Below are 16,041 nucleotides of genomic sequence, written 5' to 3'. Positions count from 1 at the left end.
CCTCGGCGATCTCGACGAGGCTCAGGCCGCCTCGTCCTCGTTCTCCTCTTCATAACCGACCGGGTCGGCGAACCCCGACCGCCATCTCCCCCAGGAGTCGGCGACCGCGGCCTCGGCCTCGTGTGCCTGGCCGGCCACGGCCCGGGACAGCGCCCCCGGACCGTGCAACAGGGTCTCCTGCACGCCCACCGACCGTTCCGGTCGGGCTCCGAGCAGGAAGGTCGAGGTCATGACACGGTTGCCGCCCATGACCCCGGGGGCCCCGGCCAGCACCGGATCGCGCAGATCCAGGTCCTCGACCAGCAGCGGCCGTCCGTCGACGTCCGCCCGGGTGAGCGAGCGCAACGGCCCCCCGGACGACTCGTAACTACGGCCCATCACCAGGGTCTCGTGCACCAACGCCCGACCGGAGCCGGACAGGTGGACGTTCATGTTCCGGGTGATGTCCGCGCCCGAGGTCACCACGAACGGGGCGCTGCGCCACACCAGACAGCCGCCGTCGGCCACCCGCAGATCGGCCCGCCAACTCGCGGAGCCGCCACGGGCGTCGTAGGCGACCATCCCCGACGGTTCCACCAGCTCCAGCCACACGCCGGGGCCGACGGAGACCTCCATCCGCAGGTCATCGCCGGCCAACAGCAGGGCGTAGGTCCCGAGCAGGGCCACCCGAGCGGCCCCGCCCCGAACACCCAGGGGCTGGGCCCTCAGATACGTTCCACCGACCAGGTCGGTCATGCGTACACGACCGCCGACCCGCTCGACGGTGATCCGAGCCGCCACGGTCCCGCTCATGCGTGCTCGTGGCCGTCCTCGCCACCCTCGTGGGTGTGCGTGGTGCCGTCGGCGTGGCTGTGCGGGGCCATCGGGCCCGGGTCGCGGGGCACGTGGGTGCCGGAACGGTAGTCCGCCAGCACCTGGTGCACCCACCCGGCCAGAGCCTTGATGGAGACCTCGTCGTGCTGGCTCAGAGCCAGCACCGGAAGCCCGCCGCGAGAGGCCTTGGCGTCGGTGACCATCTGCTCGGCGTCGACCCCCACGTGCGGGGCCAGGTCGGTCTTGTTGACCACGAGCAGGTCGGCGCGCTCGATGCCCGGGCCGCCCTTACGGGCCACGTCGCCGCCACCGGCGACGTCCAGGCAGAAGATCTGCGCGTCGGCCAGCGCCGGACTGAACGTCGCGGTGAGGTTGTCGCCACCGCTCTCCACGACGACCAGGTCCAACGGAGCGAACTCCGCCTCCAGGTCCTCCACGGCGAGCAGGTTCGGCGTGACGTCGTCACGGATGGCCGTGTGCGGGCACGCGCCGGTCTCCACAGCGTGGATCCGCTCGATCGGCAGGACCCCGGCCGCGCGCAGCAGACGGGCGTCCTCGTCGGTGTAGATGTCATTGGTGACCACGGCCATGCTCAGCTCGTCGGCGAGCTCGCGGCACAGGGTCGCGATCAGCGTGCTCTTACCGGTACCGACCGGCCCGGCCACACCCAGGCGCATGGCGCGGCGGGTGCCGGTGGTCGCGTTTCCTTCGGTCTGCTCAGGCAACGAAGATCCTCCTGGTCTTGACTTGATGTTCGAGAGACCACCCCTCGATCTGAGGAGCGGTACGGGCCGGCAGGTCGTCGATCCCCTCCACCGCGAGCGCCTCGGCGACCACGGAGGAGATCACCCCCTCGGCCCCGAGAACCCACCCGGCGGCGTCGACCGGGTCGACGGGTGCGAGCTTCAGCGCGGCGGAGGCCACCGTCTGGGCGTCGTCGTACAGACTCACCCGGGCGACCTCGGCCTCCTCCGACCCCATGACGGCGGCCACCACCCCGAGGGCGATCGGCCGTTGCGGGGCCCGTCCCAACGTGCGCAGCGCCTTCACCGCCGGATGTTCCGGCCACAGACGGTCGGCCAGACGGACCAGCCCGCGGCCGAGAAGCCCCGAGATCTCCCGGAGCGGAGCGCTCGGCGAACGGGCCAACAACGCCTCGTGCACGTCGGCCAGCGCCTCGGCGTCCACGCCGAGCCCCTCCGGTCCCGCCTCGATCCGGCCGGGGACGAACGCGCCCCCGACCGCTCGATACGCCAGGACCGAGGCCGCCGCCTCCGCCAGACCCACCGTGCGCATCCGGGCCTCGATGTAGGCGGGGATGCGCTCCACCGGCAGGCCGTCGAGGAGCGCGGGTTCGAGTCCGGCCGAATAGGTGTGACCGCCCACCGGCAGTCGGGCGTCGGCCAGCAGCAGTGTGCCCAGTCCCGTGCTCACACGAGGACCTAGAACATCGTGTACCGCTGCGCGAGCGGTACGACGTCCACGGGCTGCGGCTTCACGAACTCGCCGTTGATACTGATCGCGAACGTCTCCGGGTCCACGTCGATATCGGGCAGAGCCGTGTTGTTCGGCATGTCCGCCTTGGTGATGTCGCGGGTGGGCTTCACGCCCACCAGCTCGCGCTGGAGCCCCAGCCGCTCGGCCAACCCGTCCTCGATCGCCATCGGGGACACGAAGGTCACCGCCAGGTCGGCCGCCGACGTGGCCTGCGCGGCCAGGGTCGGCCGCACCAGCACCGGCTGCGGAAGGGGGACCGCGCCGTTGGGGTCGCCCAACGGGGCCGCGACGATCGCCCCGGACTTGATCACCGCGGTCGGCCGGATACCGAAGAACGCCGGGTCCCACAGCACCAGGTCGGCCATCTTCCCGGGCTCGATGGAGCCGATCACGTGATCGACGCCGTGGGCCACCGACGGACAGATGGTGTACTTGGCCACGTACCGGCGGGCACGGGCGTTGTCGGCGGGCAGCTCCGAGGGGAGCGGACCGAACTTGTTCTTCATCACGTGCGCCACCTGCCACGTGCGGGAGATCAGCTCACCGATACGCCCCATCGCCTGGGCGTCGGTCGAGGTGATCGCGATCGCGCCCATGTCCAGCAGGACGTCCTCGGCCGCCATCGTGGACGCGCGGATCCGGGACTCGGCGAACGCCAGATCCTCCGGAACACGCGGATTCAGGTGGTGCACCACCAGCAGCATGTCCAGGTGCTCGTCGACGGTGTTGACCGTGAACGGCAGCGTGGGGTTGGTGGAGGCGGGCAGGACGTTCGACTCACCGGCGGTGATGATGATGTCCGGCGCGTGACCACCGCCCGCGCCCTCCGAGTGGAAGACGTGGATACCGCGGCCGGCGATCGCCTCCAGCGTGTGCTGGACGTAACCGGTCTCGTTCAGCGAGTCCGCGTGCAGGGCCACCTGGAGACCGAACTCGTCGGCGCCGCGCAGCGCGGCGTCGATCGCGGCGGGGGTCGCGCCCCAGTCCTCGTGGACCTTGTAGCCGCCGGCCCCGGCCAGGGCGTCCTCGGCGAGCGCCTCCATCGACACCGTGCTGCCCTTGCTGAACAGCAGGATGTTGAGCGGGAACTTGTCCAGGGCGCGGTGCATCATCCGCAGCGCGTGCGCGCCCGGGGTCACCGTGGTGGCCTTCGAACCCTCGGTCGGCCCGGTACCGCCACCGATCAGTGTGGTCGTGCCCGTCGTGAGCGCCTCGTGCATCTCGATCTCGCTGAGGAAGTGCACGTGGGTATCGACCGCGCCCGCCGTGAGGATCTTGCCCTCACCGGCGATCACGTCGGTGCCCGGACCGATCAGCAGATCCGGGTGCACACCGTCCATGACGTCCGGGTTACCGGCCTTGCCGATCGCCACGATACGACCGTCGCGGATACCCACGTCACCTCGGACGATCCCCCAGTGGTCCAGGACCACCACGTTGGTGATCACCAGGTCCAGGGCGCCCTCGGAACGCAGGGTCATGCCCTGCCCCATCGACTCACGGATGGTCTTACCGCCACCGAAGACGACCTCGTCTCCACCCGCGGTGCGATCCTCCTCGACCTCGATCCACAGATCGGTGTCGCCCAGGCGGATCTGGTCCCCGACCGTGGGTCCGTACAGCTGCGCGTACTCACGGCGGTCGATGCGGCTCACGGCTGCTGCTCCTCTGTGTCCTCTGTCGCTTCCTCGGCGTCCGCTTCCTGATCGGCGTTCTCGGCGGGCGGGGCCTCGGTGGGTACCACCTCGGCCGGGTCACCGTCGTGCGCGTCCACCTCACCGACGCGCATCGCGGTACCGGAGGCGCGCTCCGGCTCGGGCACGTCGACGCCCGGGGTACCGAACGGGACCACCGGACGCGGGGTACGCTCCCCGGTCTCGGGCTGCTTGCTCAGGTCGTGGATCTGTAGACCCGGGACGTACCGTCGGCCGCCGAAGGCGACCAGTTCGACGGTGCGGCTCACGCCGGGCTCCAGACGGACCGAGGTACCGGCGGGAACGTCCAGACGGAACCCCTGGGACTGTTCGCGATCGAAGCGCAGAGCCGGGTTGGCGTCCGGGAAGTGCAGGTGAGAGCCCACCTGAATGGGGCGGTCACCGGTGTTGACGACGACGAGGGACAACCGTTCGCGGTCGTCGTTCAGGTCGAGGGGGGTGGAGCGGGTACGAATCTCACCGGGAATCATTGGATCGGCTCCGTGATCGTGACGAGCTTGCGTCCATCGGGGAAGGTGGCCTCGACCTGGACGTTGGGGATCATCTCCGGGACCCCGTCCATGACCTCGTCCCTGGTGAGGACGTTGCGACCCTCGCTCATCAGCTCGGCGACCCTGGCACCTTCTCGTGCCCGCTCGATCACCCAGCAGGACAGCAGCGCTACCGATTCCGGTTGGTTGAGCTTGACGCCCCGTTCCCGTCGATCCCGGGCGATCATGCCCGCGACGGCCAGGAGCAGCTTCTCGGTATCGGAGGGAAGTAGATGCATGAACCACCTCTCAACGATTCGTTATGGGTTTGGTAGCAAAAACCAACCCATCTAGGTTTTAGCACGTGAGAGGCGCGTGGCAAGCCCACCCCTCGCCAGAGAGACGCCTCAGAGTGCCTCCCGGTGTACCGGGAAGCCCTGTCGGACAAGGGAAAACACGGCGGCCGAGGTGCGACAAACACTGGTACATTTTTTGGTGAGATGACCCCCTCCGCCCCGCTCCGACGGAGTGATCGGGACGCCTCCGGAACGAACGCGCGTTCGCGTTCTTTCGAAGGCTCCGACGGGGTCGTTCGGCGTCCCCTCCGACGGCCCGGTCACCCCCTTCGACGTTCCACGGCATCGGGCCCGCGAGGCCTCCTCCCCCGCTCCGGCGACCCGCCCGGAACCCGACGGCCGGAGCGACGCGTCCGCGGACGGACCACACGAGGTCCTTTCGAGAACACACGACAGCACCCCGATTTCACGCCGATCAATCCGCCGTTACACCCGCGTGAAGAGATCCCGGAAAGGGAATTCCGGCACGCGAGGAGAGACCGATCCCGCCCTTCGCCGGAGGCTTCCGGTGGGCGGACGCCCCTCCCCCGAGCGTCCTTCTCCGAACCCCGAACCCGCACTCCACCAGGCGCTCAGCCCCGGCACCTCATCACCCCGTCAGGTTCGGGAACAGCGCCGATGGCGGAAAAACGCACCCCGCCGACACCACGGAGAACCACCGCCCCGGAACGAAGCGAAAGCGCCCCGGAGAAGCCCTCGCACAATTCCCTGATTCCCGACCTGACATGTATTGAATTCCTCATGGAGGGCCACCTCACCACCGCGCATGATCCCCCCGGACGCCTGAGCGGACCATTCCGTTGCCTCCATGGCTGAAATCGGTCACCAGCCCACAAATCAGCACATAGACAACAGTAGAGCCCTACAGTCCAGAGGAGATCGACGACAAGGAGCATCCCCCATGCGTTCCTCCTCCATCGCCGCCTGCGCGGCGCTTCTGCTCACCCTCACCGCCTGTGGCCCGGCCGACGCGGGTGACGACACCACGGACACGGCCACGGACCGGACGGCATCGAGCCCGGAATCCGCCCCCACCCCCGCGACCACACGCGAGGCCGCCGAACAGGCGATGGAGGGCGACCCCTGGTACGAGGGCCTCACCGACGAACAACTCGACCTCGTCCACAGTGGCTCCGCGGACCTGTGCTCCGTCGCCGACGAGGAGATCACCTACGGCGAGGTCGAAGACGGCGCGCAGTCCATGTCCTACACCCGGACCCTGGTGATGCAGATCGGCCTGGCCGGCGCTCTCGCGGCCGTGAACAAGGGCGAGGAGGTGGAGGAGTCCGCGCGTCGATTCCTGATGACCTACATCGGCGAGGACTGCCCCGAGCACACCGACGCGATGATGGTGATCCTCGACGAACAGCGCGACGTCCTCTTCGGCTCGTAGCCGGAAACCCCCGAGCGGCCCGCCATCACCGTCGGGCCGCCCCTCCCTTTTCAGAGAAGGCCACCCGGCGAACACCCGCACCATCCGAGCCATCTGCTTCGGCGATCGCAGCGTCCTCGAACGAGGACGGGGTGATCACGATGGTCGAAGAGTTCACTCTGACAGGGTGGTCCAAGCTGGGCGGTCTGGTCAGAGATACCCGACTCTCCAAAGGCCTCAGCCAAGCGACCGTGGCCTCACAGGCCGGTGTCGCCCGCTCCTGGCTGTCCCGGGTCGAGGCGGGGCACCGCGGTGTCGAGCTGGAACCCCTGCTCCGATTGCTCGGCGCCTTGGACCTGACGCTGATCCTGAGATCGACCGCCGAGAACGATCAGGCGACGGACCCGCCACCCGACCAGGCCTCCACAGGGACAGCGGTCCCCCCACGGAAACCACCGCAGGACCGGGCCCACACCGAGCTACGCTCCGTCTCGGAAGCCCGCCGAGCATCGTGGGGTCTACCCATCGGCGACGGGGACGATGATGCCTGAACGTCTGTACGTCCTGCTGTCGGGCGAGATCGTAGGCCACTTGGACCGCGAATCCCCTGATCAGGCACCTTCCTTCCTGCCCAACGTGTCCTCACGTGCTCTCGTTCGAGCTGCTCGAACCTCTATGTAGGGCCCTGGCAGGCCTGATGACAGGTCCAGGTGAACACCTCGTCGAGAATCGTCGGAACGGTCTCATCCGGATCCAGAAACTCACCGTCATAGCCGATCCCGTCCACCCCCGAAAAGACCTCCGAAAGATGGTCGAACAGACTCTCGGGCACCGCGGCCTGGTCATTCTCGTCGACCTCGGGTTCAGCGTGGGCGCGGGTCACCACACCTGGCCGAGGGGTGATCCAGTCCCCCGCAGCGTCCTTCCCGAAAATCCTCACGTAAAGGCGATGTGGGTGTGGTTCCCCTCGCTCCGGAGGAGACAGAGTCTCGTCCACCAGAACTTCCAGAACGGCGCCCTCGAACCTTCGCTCCATCGGTGCTCTTCTCCCTATCGACCGGCACGGCCCGACCACCCTCCCCGGATCACCGCGAACGCGAAGGCCGCTCGAAACGGTGTTCCGGGAGACGATGATCGGCGCGCTCACCCTGCCACAACAGTCCGGCGCCCGTAGAGGAATCCGGGAAACGCTCTCGGCCTGCGCGCCTATCGCAGGTGTCTTCCGTTAAGCGGTGGGCCGGCCCTCTCCTTCGGAAGAGGTGGCCACTCCGCGGGGACGTACACCGGCGTGCGGCTATATCGCCGACTCTCCTTCTGCCGAGGAGGTGAGCCGATGGGAGTCCGCGGCGTGTCGGCGCCTCTCCCGGGCGACCCATATGAACATCGGGGTGTACCAGAGCAGCAGTGCCGCGAGGGCGTAAGCCCATCCTGCGTAGGAGAGCAGAAGAAAGACGGCCAGGTTGGGCACTCCATGCCTGAGGACCATCCAGCGATCCACTGATCCGGTGTCGTTCATCGGGTGGGGGCTCCCGCTCTGTGGCCGTGGGGGTGACGCTGATGCCGCCCCCTACCGGTAAGACAACCCGGGCCGGACCACTCGCGCAAGCCCCCGGCCCGAGAGGCGGAGCGGACCATCCCTGCGTTAGAGGCCCACTCCCGACAGATCCTGAACCGCTTGAGCGGCTGAACCGTCAAGGCCCCGTTGCGGCGGCTACGACGTGGGGTCCTTGTCAGAGGCGTCCGCTCCACGGACCAGGACATCACTGAGATGGCCGGCGGCTACACATCGGGTTCTGTACCGGCAGGAGAGGCGGCCTGGCGGTGGCGGTGAGCAACCCATTTGCGGCAGTAATCGAAGATCGCCAGGACCAGGCACACCGACCACGTGATGAGTACGTCCCAAGCCACGAAGGCCGAGTAACCGTCGATCTCTCGTCCGTGAACAAGCCAGAGGGACGCTGCGACGACAAGGACCACACTGACCAGCAAGAACCACGGTCGTGGTGGATGAGTGCGCACTTCTTCGGGGCTCCCGCTCTGTGGCCGTGGGGGTGACGCTGATGCCGCCCCCTACCGGTAAAACAACCCGGGCCGAACCACTCGCGCAAGCCCCCGGCCAGGGAGGTGACCGAACAGGTCACCACCGACCATGGTGAGAGTTCCGGCAGTAGAAAAGAGACCGCCGGGCCTGTGTGGTGTGCAGGTCCGGCGGTCTTCTCCACTGTCTCAAGGTGGCGCACTCGGGAGGACTCGAACCCCCAACCTTCTGATCCGTAGTCAGATGCTCTATCCATTGAGCTACGAGTGCAGGTATTCGGTTGTGTGTCGCCCGGGCGGGCTCTGCGCTCTCCCTTGCGACGTCTCCGACTCTATCACGGTGTCGGAGTGCCTTTGCGCCATTTTCCGGTGTGACCCGGACCATGGGTGCGCCGCCACCTCGGACGGCGCCCCCATGGGGTCCTGGTCGCTAGGAGACGGTCTCCTCGACGGAGGCCGCCCACAGTTCGAGGGCGGTGTCGACCTGGTCGCCATCGACGATGAGCGGCGGGATGAAGCGGACGACGTTGCCGGCGGGGCCGCAGGTCAGCAGGAGCAGGCCGTTCTGCGCGGCCGCCTGCTGGGCCTTCTGCGCGGACTGGCCGTCGGGGGTTCCGTCGGCCTTGACGAACTCGCAGGCCCGCATGAGGCCCCGGCCCCGGACGTCGCCGATGGCGGGGTGGGCCTCGGCGATCTTGGCCAGCCCCTGGTGGAGGCGCTCGCCCTGGCGGGCGGAGTTCTCCACCAGACCCTCCTCCTGGATGACCTCCAGGGTGGCGAGGGCGCCGGCGCAGGCGACGGCGTTGCCGCCGTAGGTGCCGCCCTGGGAGCCCGGCCAGGCCTTGTCCATGATCGCGGCGGGGGCGGCGATGGCGGAGATCGGGAAGCCGCTGGCCAGCCCCTTGGCGGTGATGACGATGTCCGGACGCACACCGGAGGGCTCGTGCCCCCAGAAGGTGCCGGTGCGGCCGAAGCCGGTCTGCACCTCGTCGAGGACCAGCAGGAACCCGTGCTGGTCGGCGCGCTCGCGCAGCCCCTGAAGGAAGGCGTCGGGGACCGGAACGTAGCCGCCCTCGCCGAGGACGGGCTCGATGAAGACGGCCGCGGTGTCCTTCGGGGAGGTCACCGTGGCGAACTGGTAGTCGAGCTCGCGCAGCGCGTAGGCGACGGCCTCCTCCTCGGACATGCCGAGCCGGTAGGCGTACGGGAAGGGCGTGACCACGACGCCGGGGACGAGCGGGCCGATGCCGGCGCGGATCTTGGTCCCGGAGGTGGTGAGGGAGGCGGCGCCCATGGTGCGTCCGTGGAAGGAGCCCTGGAAGACGACGGCGTTCTGACGCCCGGTGGCCTGGCGTGCCAGGCGCAGGGCGGCTTCGACGGCCTCGCTGCCGGAGTTGACGTAGAACAGGCGGTCGAGCCCTTCGGGCAGGACCTCGCCGAGACGTTCGGTGAGTCGCAGCAGGGGCCGGTGCATCACGGTGGTGTACTGGCCGTGGATCAGGGTCGCGACCTGCTCCTGGGCGGCGGCGACCACCTTGGGGTGGCAGTGGCCCGTGCTGGTCACCCCGATGCCGGCGGTGAAGTCGAGGAAACGGCGGTCGTCCTCGTCGTACAGGTAGACACCCTCGCCTCGTGCGGCGATGACCGGTGTCGCCTGCTTGAGAACCGGGGAGAGTTCCGCCATGCGATGGCCTCAATTCCTTGTATCGGGTTCCGTAGGATTGTTGACAATCGACGCTGCTATGGAAACATCCGGGAGCGGCGGTGTCCAGAGGACGCACGCCGGGCAGTTCTGACACCACAGGCCGTCCCGTCGGGTCGGCCCGTCGACTGAGGAGCGAAACATGTCGGATCGGGAAGTACGGGTCGTCGAACAGGTGAACAAGGCGCTCTTCCTCGGCGGGAAGTGGCGTGAACCCGCCTCGGGTGCCTCCTTCGCCGTCGAGGACCCCTCGACCCGAAAGGTGCTGTGCGAGGTCTCGGACGCGGGCGAGCGGGACGCCATGGAGGCCCTCGACATCGCCGCCAAGGCCCAGCCGGGCTGGCAGCGGACCGCTCCGCGCGAGCGCGGCGAGATCCTGTACCGGGCCTACGCCCTGCTCATGGAGCGCCAGGAGGATCTGGCGACCCTCATGACGTTGGAGATGGGCAAGCCCCTCGCCGAGGCGCGTGGGGAGATCGCCTACGCGGCCGAGTTCTTCCGCTGGTTCTCCGAGGAGGCGGTGCGGATCGAGGGCGGGTTCTCCCTCTCGCCGGACGGGAAGTCGCGCTTCCTGATCATGAAGCAGGCGGTCGGGCCCTGCATGCTCATCACCCCGTGGAACTTCCCCATGGCGATGGGGACCCGCAAGATCGGCCCGGCCATCGCCGCGGGTTGCACGATGATCCTCAAGCCGGCCCACCAGACCCCGCTGTCCGCGCTGGCGCTGGCCGGGATCCTCACGGAGGCGGGGCTGCCCGAGGGTGTGCTCAGTGTCCTGCCGACCACGGACCCGGGTGGGATCACCGAGCCGCTGCTCACCGACGGGCGGATCCGCAAGCTCTCCTTCACCGGTTCGACGGCGGTCGGCCGCAGGCTGCTGGAGCAGAGTTCGGGTCAGGTGCTGCGCACCTCCATGGAGCTGGGCGGCAACGCGCCGTTCCTGGTGTTCGACGACGCCGACCTGGACGCCGCGGTGGACGGGGCGATGCTCGCCAAGATGCGCAACATCGGTGAGGCGTGCACGGCCGCGAACCGCATCTACGCCCAGTCGGGTATCGCGGAGGAGTTCTCCCGCAGGCTCAGCGAGCGCATGGGCGCGCTCCGCCTGGGCCGGGGGCTGGAGGACAACGTCGACGTGGGCCCGCTCATCGACGACAAGGCTCGGAAGAAGGTGCAGGACCTGGTCGACGACGCCGTGAACCTCGGCGCGAACGTGCTGGTGGGCGGCGGACCGGGCGACGGTCCGGGACACTTCTACCGGCCGACGGTGTTGGCGAACGTGCCCTTCGCGGCGGAGCTGTCCCGCACCGAGATCTTCGGTCCGGTGGCCCCGGTGATGCCCTTCGAGACGGAGGAGGAGGTGCTGCGGGCCTCCAACGACACCGAGTTCGGGCTGGTCAGCTACGTGTACACCCGTGACCTGAACCGGGCGCTCCGGGTGGCCGAGGCGCTCGAGACCGGCATGGTGGGGTTGAACCAGGGTGTCGTGTCCAACCCGGCGGCCCCGTTCGGCGGGGTGAAGCACTCCGGCCTGGGCCGTGAGGGCGGTCGGGTCGGCATCGACGAGTTCCTGGAGTCGAAGTACGTCGGCATCGGCGGGCTCTAGAGGGCGCGAAGACGGGCCCCGACCGCGACGGACCGTGGTCGGGGCCCGTCGGGTTCGTCGTTCCGGTCAGTCCGAGGTCTCGTCCTCGGCCGTCGCCTCGTCGGCCGTCTCGCCGTTGATCCGGTCGACGGTGTCGAGCATGTGGGTCTCGATCAGGCCGAGTAGACGGTTCTCCTCGCCCTCGACGATCGCGTCCAGGATCCTGCGATGTTCCTCCAGGAGCTCCTCGGGTTCGGGGTAGACGTCCTGCATCACGGTGAGGCACATACGGGTCTCGACCAGCAGTGTTCGCGCCATGCGCTCCAGACGCGAGTTGCCCGAACAGCTCACGAGGGTCTCGTGGAACTCCTGGTCGGCCTCGCTCATCGCGTGGCGGTCCGCGGCCGCGGCGGCCCGGGCCAGCCGGTCCAGGGCCGGGGTGAGGCGGGCCACGGCCTCACCCCTGTTGCCCCGCATGATCAGCTCGCAGGCGGTCCTCTCCACCGCGAGCCGGGCGACGTAGACGTCCCGGACGTCGTCGGGTGTCAGCTCGCGCACGAACAGGCCCCTGTGCCGTTCACTGCGGAGCAGCCCTTCTTGGACCAGGCGTTGCATCGCCTCACGGAGCGGACCCCGGCTCACTCCCAACCGTCCGGCCAGGTCGGCCTCGCCGAGCTGGTCCCCCGGTGAGAGGGAGCCGTACATGATCGCGGCGCGGAGCTGGTCGGCGATCAGCTCGGCGGTGGACCGCCGTGGGACGGGACGAAGTTGGCCGGGGGCCGACATGGGACTTCCCTTCTCGGGACGTGGTCTGAACTCGATCGAGAATACGGGGACGTGCCGGACATCAATGGACGAATCGGCACGGATGGGTCCCCGAGGTCATCGCCGTTCGAAGGCGTCGCGGACCGTGGAGGTTCCGGAGCGGAACAGGTTCCCGGGCCCCGGACGCGACTCGCAGCGGCCGACCAGACGCAGCCCCTCCCAGACGCTGACCTGGTTGGCTGTGAGCACCGTCTTGCCCAGCAAGGCCTCCATCGGGTCGATGAGGTCGGCGCTGTGCAGGGCGGTGTCCGGGACCAGCACGGCGTCGGCGCCCGGGTGGTCGTTGGAGATGACGAAGTCGAGCGCCTCGTCGGGGTCGAGCCGCCCCACCTCCGCGGCGGTGACGATGCCGTGGCTGGCCAGGGACAGGACGGTGACGCCGGCCTCGGTGAGGAACCGTTCGAAGCGTCGGGCGACGTCGTCGGGGTAGGTCGCGGCGATCGCGACCCGGGAGAGGCGCAGTTGTCGTAGGGCGTGCACGAAGGCGAAGGAGGTGCTGGAGGCGGGGACGCCGACGACGTCGCGCACCCCCTGGACCTGCCGACGCGCCCCGTCCCAGCCGAAGACGAAGCTTCCGCTGGTGCACGCCCAGATGGCGGAGTCGATCTCCATCGCGGAGAGCTCCTCGGCCCCCTTCGAGAGCACCTCCTCGCTGCCGACGTCCAGTAGGGCGTCGACCCGGTGGGCGTCCTCGCGCATGAGCGTGTGTACAAGGGGCAGTTCGACGTCGTCGATCTGCGAGGCGAAGGTCTGGTAGTCGTCCTCGGCGCTGAAGCCGGGGTAGAGGATTCCGACGCGGGTCATGCTTCTCCTCAAGGTCTGTGGGGCCCACCGGGGCGGCCGGCCGTCGAGGTCGGGACCGCCCCGGTGGGTCGTTGGTCGAACGGTCGGTTCAGCCGACCCCGGTGGGAGCCATGCCGATCAGGCTCTGTCCGTGGGCGACCGCCCGGTGGCCGGCGGCCCGCATGACCGCCCACATGGTGACCTGGTTGGCCGCGATGACGGGTTTGCCCAGCTCGCGTTCCAAGGGCGCGATGATGTCGTAGGTGAGGACGTTGGTGCAGCTGATGAAGACGGCCTGGGCGTCCGGTCGGTCGGCCTCGTGCACCGCGCGGGCGACCTCGGAGTAGGTGACCTTCCAGATGTGGCTGAGCAACCCCAGCCCGACGCTGGAGGTGACCCCGACGCCGTGTTCGGCCAGATAGGCCAGGAGCCGGTCGGTCACACTGTCCACGTACGGGGTGACCACCGCGATCCGGTCGGTGCCCAGGGTCTCCAGGGCGCTGATCAGCGCCCCCGACGTGGTGACGGCCTCGGGCGCCCCGGCCGTCAGCATGGTGTGGCGCAGCGTGCGCTCCCCGTGGGCTCCGTGGACGAAGCTTCCGGACGCGCAGGCGTAGCCGATGGCCAGGGGCTCGGGCGCCATGAGCTCGCGTACCGCCTTGCCCACCCTCTTGCCCTTGCTGAGCGCGGCGGCCTGGTCGACCGTCACCGGAACGCGCACGTAGGGCAGGCGGGTGATGAAGAGCGAGACGTCGTCGGGCGTCCACCGCCATAGTTCGCGGTCGAGAGCGAAGTCGTAGGGCGCGATGACGCCCACCCCTGCCTGCCAGGGTGTCGTCGTCGACGCCGACAGTTCGACGATCTCGGACGTCTCCGGCTGTACGGGGACGGCCGGGGTCATGGGGTCGAAGCCGCCCGCGGGGTTCGGTCCGTTTCCCTCGGTTCGCATCGGTCACTCACCTCCCGTTGATGTGCTCTGTGGTGATCGTTCGGGTGTGTCGGTCGATTCGTCGGTCTCGTGCCGTCTCGGCGCCACGGGGCCGGTCAGCGTTCCAGCCGTTCGTACAGGAGACGCTCACCGACGCTGCCGGAGCGCCAGACGTCGTTGCAGGCCTCGGCCATGGCGGGCAGGTTCTCCACGACGGTGGCGAACACGTTGCCCGGCACCCAGCCCACGTCGCCGTTGAGCAGCAGGTTGTTACGTCCGTAGAAGAGGGCCAGATCGATCACTCCGGGAAGGTGGCCGATGCCCTTGTCCTCCTTGAAGGAGCGGTCGAGCATGCCGGAGTCGAAGGAGAAGTAGACGATGTCCCCGGGGATGGGTGTGACGGTGGGGTTCTCCTGGCCCGGTTCCGGATCGGCGAACCTCGGGACCATCGTGTAGACCTCGTTGCGCGCGTACTTGGCGTGTTGGACCGCGTCCCCTTGCGGGAGGGCGTTCCATACCGCCTCGCAGGTGCGGGGCGCGTCCTCGTCGAGGAGTTCGGCGACGCAGGAGACCCCGCGTCGGGCGAGCGTGACTGTCATGTACCTGGGCAAGTGGGATCCCTTCGGCGGGGCCTACGTGCTTCCTTTGTGGGACGGTCGGCCCGGGGTCCTGTTCCGGGCCTGCGGGGTCACGGCACTGTTGATTGTCGACAATCTTATGATCAACCCTCCGAATGCGGCAATAGACCCGTCTAGTACGGGTATCCCCAGATCGCCGACCGGGTATGAGGTGGAGCTTTGTCGTACGACAGTCCTTTTGTGGATTGTTGACAATCCTATGCGGGCTCCCTAGCGTTCTCCGTGCAGGGCGAACCCTCACCCCGACGGCACCAGTCCAGAACCCGTCAACCGGAAAGCTCACGCCAGTGAACCGTCCGCCCAGTACCGCCACCGTCTCCGCACCCGAACGGCCCAGGCTCCTCGTCCTCCACGGAGAGGAGACCCCGTCGGGGCTCGAACGTCTCCACGACCACCCCGGACTCGGCGAGGTCGTCCACACCACCGCCGACGGACTCGCAGGAGCGCTCCCCGGAACGGACGCGCTCCTCGTCTGGGACCTGTTCACCGAGGCCCTGTCCGCCGCCTGGCCCAAGGCCGACTCGCTGCGGTGGGTGCACGCGGCCACCACCGGTGTGGACAACCTGATGTTCCCCGGGCTCGTGAACAGCGACGTCGTCGTCACCAACTCGCGCGGTGTCTTCGACGAGCACATCGCCGAATACGTCCTCGGGCTGATCATCTCCTTCGCCAAGGACTTCCCGCGCTCCTGGGAGCTCCAGCGAGAACGGCACTGGCTGCACCGCGAGACCGAACGCGTCACCGGCAAACGGGCCTTGGTCGTCGGCACCGGCCCGATCGGCCGCGCGATCGGCCGCAAGCTCACCGCCATCGGGATGCGGGTCGAGGCCTCGGGCAGCCACGCCCGGGAGGGCGACCCCGACTTCGGCCGTGTGTACGCCTCCCACCTCGACCCGGATCACGGCCCCGGCCTGCGCGAAGCGCTCCCCGAGGCCGACTACGTGGTCGTCGCGGCGCCGCTCACCGACTCCACACGAGGTCTGGTCGACCGGCCCTTCCTCGACCTGATGAAACCCACCGCGCGGCTGATCAACGTGGCCCGCGGCCCCATCGTCGTCCAGTCCGACCTGGTCCGAGCCCTGGAGGCGAACTCGATCGCCGGGGCGGCCCTGGACGTCTTCGAACGGGAACCGCTCAAGGCGATCAATCCGCTGTGGGGCCTGCCCGGGTCCGTCGTCTCACCGCACATGTCGGGTGACGTGATCGGTTGGCGCGACGACCTGTGGGAGCTGTTCCTGGACAATCTCGACCGCTACCTGGGCGGGCGGGAACTGCGCAATGCCGTGGACAAGGACCGGGGTTACGTACCCGGCTGACCCC

General features: G+C 68.7%; 17 protein-coding genes and 1 tRNA gene. 4 read left to right on the top strand and 14 right to left on the bottom strand.

Annotated elements, in window-relative coordinates; genetic code table 11:
* Positions 1-21: 21 nt before the first annotated feature.
* From U9J66_RS12930 to U9J66_RS12905, 6 genes are read right to left on the bottom strand one after another with little or no spacing between them, the layout of a single operon-like run.
* The gene (locus U9J66_RS12930; RefSeq protein WP_014909026.1) at positions 22-792 is read right to left on the bottom strand and encodes an urease accessory protein UreD; all 771 of its coding nucleotides are present in this window, start codon (positions 790-792) and stop codon (positions 22-24) included.
* A complete protein-coding gene (ureG, locus tag U9J66_RS12925; RefSeq protein ID WP_051067462.1) occupies positions 789-1,490 on the bottom strand; it encodes an urease accessory protein UreG in 702 nt (233 codons plus the stop codon). Before ureG ends, U9J66_RS12930 begins: the two co-directional genes overlap by 4 nt.
* 40 nt (positions 1,491-1,530) lie before the next feature.
* A complete protein-coding gene (locus U9J66_RS12920; protein WP_161110992.1) occupies positions 1,531-2,247 on the bottom strand; it encodes an urease accessory UreF family protein in 717 nt (238 codons plus the stop codon).
* 8 nt (positions 2,248-2,255) lie between these two features.
* Complete coding sequence (locus U9J66_RS12915) at positions 2,256-3,965, bottom strand: urease subunit alpha (RefSeq protein WP_161110991.1); 1,710 nt, start codon at positions 3,963-3,965, stop codon at positions 2,256-2,258.
* Positions 3,962-4,495 (bottom strand): urease subunit beta, encoded by a 534-nt coding sequence (locus U9J66_RS12910; protein WP_017534319.1) that lies wholly within the window; start codon positions 4,493-4,495, stop codon positions 3,962-3,964. The genes U9J66_RS12915 and U9J66_RS12910 overlap by 4 nt, the downstream gene beginning before the upstream one ends.
* On the bottom strand, positions 4,492-4,794 hold the full coding sequence (locus U9J66_RS12905; protein ID WP_017534318.1) for an urease subunit gamma: 303 nt from the start codon (positions 4,792-4,794) through the stop codon (positions 4,492-4,494). The genes U9J66_RS12910 and U9J66_RS12905 overlap by 4 nt, the downstream gene beginning before the upstream one ends.
* Positions 4,795-5,752: 958 nt before the next feature.
* Here U9J66_RS12905 and U9J66_RS12900 point away from each other — a divergent pair.
* Together U9J66_RS12900 and U9J66_RS12895 are read left to right on the top strand one after the other, a co-directional pair.
* Entirely contained in the window at positions 5,753-6,244 is a 492-nt protein-coding gene (locus U9J66_RS12900) for a hypothetical protein (RefSeq protein WP_326337773.1), read from the top strand.
* Between the two features lie 140 nt (positions 6,245-6,384).
* Complete coding sequence (locus tag U9J66_RS12895; protein WP_326337772.1) at positions 6,385-6,774, top strand: helix-turn-helix domain-containing protein; 390 nt, start codon at positions 6,385-6,387, stop codon at positions 6,772-6,774.
* 122 nt (positions 6,775-6,896) lie between these two features.
* Here U9J66_RS12895 and U9J66_RS12890 read toward each other — a convergent pair whose 3' ends face one another.
* The 4 genes from U9J66_RS12890 to U9J66_RS12875 all read right to left on the bottom strand — a co-directional run bounded on the left by U9J66_RS12890 (position 6,897) and on the right by U9J66_RS12875 (position 9,944).
* Positions 6,897-7,259 carry a hypothetical protein gene (locus U9J66_RS12890; protein WP_014910472.1) on the bottom strand — a complete coding sequence of 121 codons (363 nt, stop codon included), beginning with the start codon at positions 7,257-7,259 and terminating at the stop codon, positions 6,897-6,899.
* A 258-nt stretch (positions 7,260-7,517) separates the two neighbouring features.
* Positions 7,518-7,709, bottom strand: coding sequence for a hypothetical protein (locus tag U9J66_RS12885; protein ID WP_326337771.1), 192 nt, complete (start codon positions 7,707-7,709; stop codon positions 7,518-7,520).
* Between the two features lie 746 nt (positions 7,710-8,455).
* Positions 8,456-8,531 (bottom strand) — tRNA-Arg (locus U9J66_RS12880).
* A 159-nt stretch (positions 8,532-8,690) separates the two neighbouring features.
* Positions 8,691-9,944 (bottom strand): aspartate aminotransferase family protein, encoded by a 1,254-nt coding sequence (locus U9J66_RS12875; RefSeq protein WP_014913256.1) that lies wholly within the window; start codon positions 9,942-9,944, stop codon positions 8,691-8,693.
* A gap of 160 nt (positions 9,945-10,104) precedes the next feature.
* On the opposite strand from U9J66_RS12875, the gene U9J66_RS12870 reads away from it, so the two are divergent.
* Entirely contained in the window at positions 10,105-11,568 is a 1,464-nt protein-coding gene (locus U9J66_RS12870; protein ID WP_017534313.1) for an NAD-dependent succinate-semialdehyde dehydrogenase, read from the top strand.
* Between the two features lie 66 nt (positions 11,569-11,634).
* Here U9J66_RS12870 and U9J66_RS12865 read toward each other — a convergent pair whose 3' ends face one another.
* From U9J66_RS12865 to U9J66_RS12850, 4 genes are all read right to left on the bottom strand, one after another.
* A complete protein-coding gene (locus U9J66_RS12865; RefSeq protein WP_014911865.1) occupies positions 11,635-12,333 on the bottom strand; it encodes a GntR family transcriptional regulator in 699 nt (232 codons plus the stop codon).
* A gap of 96 nt (positions 12,334-12,429) precedes the next feature.
* Positions 12,430-13,176, bottom strand: coding sequence for a maleate cis-trans isomerase family protein (locus U9J66_RS12860; protein WP_014911557.1), 747 nt, complete (start codon positions 13,174-13,176; stop codon positions 12,430-12,432).
* Between the two features lie 88 nt (positions 13,177-13,264).
* Entirely contained in the window at positions 13,265-14,056 is a 792-nt protein-coding gene (locus U9J66_RS12855) for a maleate cis-trans isomerase family protein (protein ID WP_042284738.1), read from the bottom strand.
* A gap of 143 nt (positions 14,057-14,199) precedes the next feature.
* Positions 14,200-14,682: a DUF3830 family protein gene (locus U9J66_RS12850; protein WP_026124966.1), complete on the bottom strand. Its 483-nt coding sequence runs from the start codon at positions 14,680-14,682 to the stop codon at positions 14,200-14,202.
* A gap of 326 nt (positions 14,683-15,008) precedes the next feature.
* Between U9J66_RS12850 and U9J66_RS12845 the strand changes: the two genes are divergently transcribed.
* Positions 15,009-16,037 (top strand): D-2-hydroxyacid dehydrogenase, encoded by a 1,029-nt coding sequence (locus U9J66_RS12845; protein WP_014912812.1) that lies wholly within the window; start codon positions 15,009-15,011, stop codon positions 16,035-16,037.
* Positions 16,038-16,041 lie beyond the last annotated feature (4 nt).

Source organism: Nocardiopsis sp. LDBS1602 (genome assembly GCF_035818715.1).
Classification (GTDB): Bacteria; Actinomycetota; Actinomycetes; order Streptosporangiales; family Streptosporangiaceae; genus Nocardiopsis; species Nocardiopsis alba.
The sequence above is the reverse complement of the archived record's forward strand: the minus strand, read 5'-3'. Positions and strand labels throughout refer to the sequence as shown.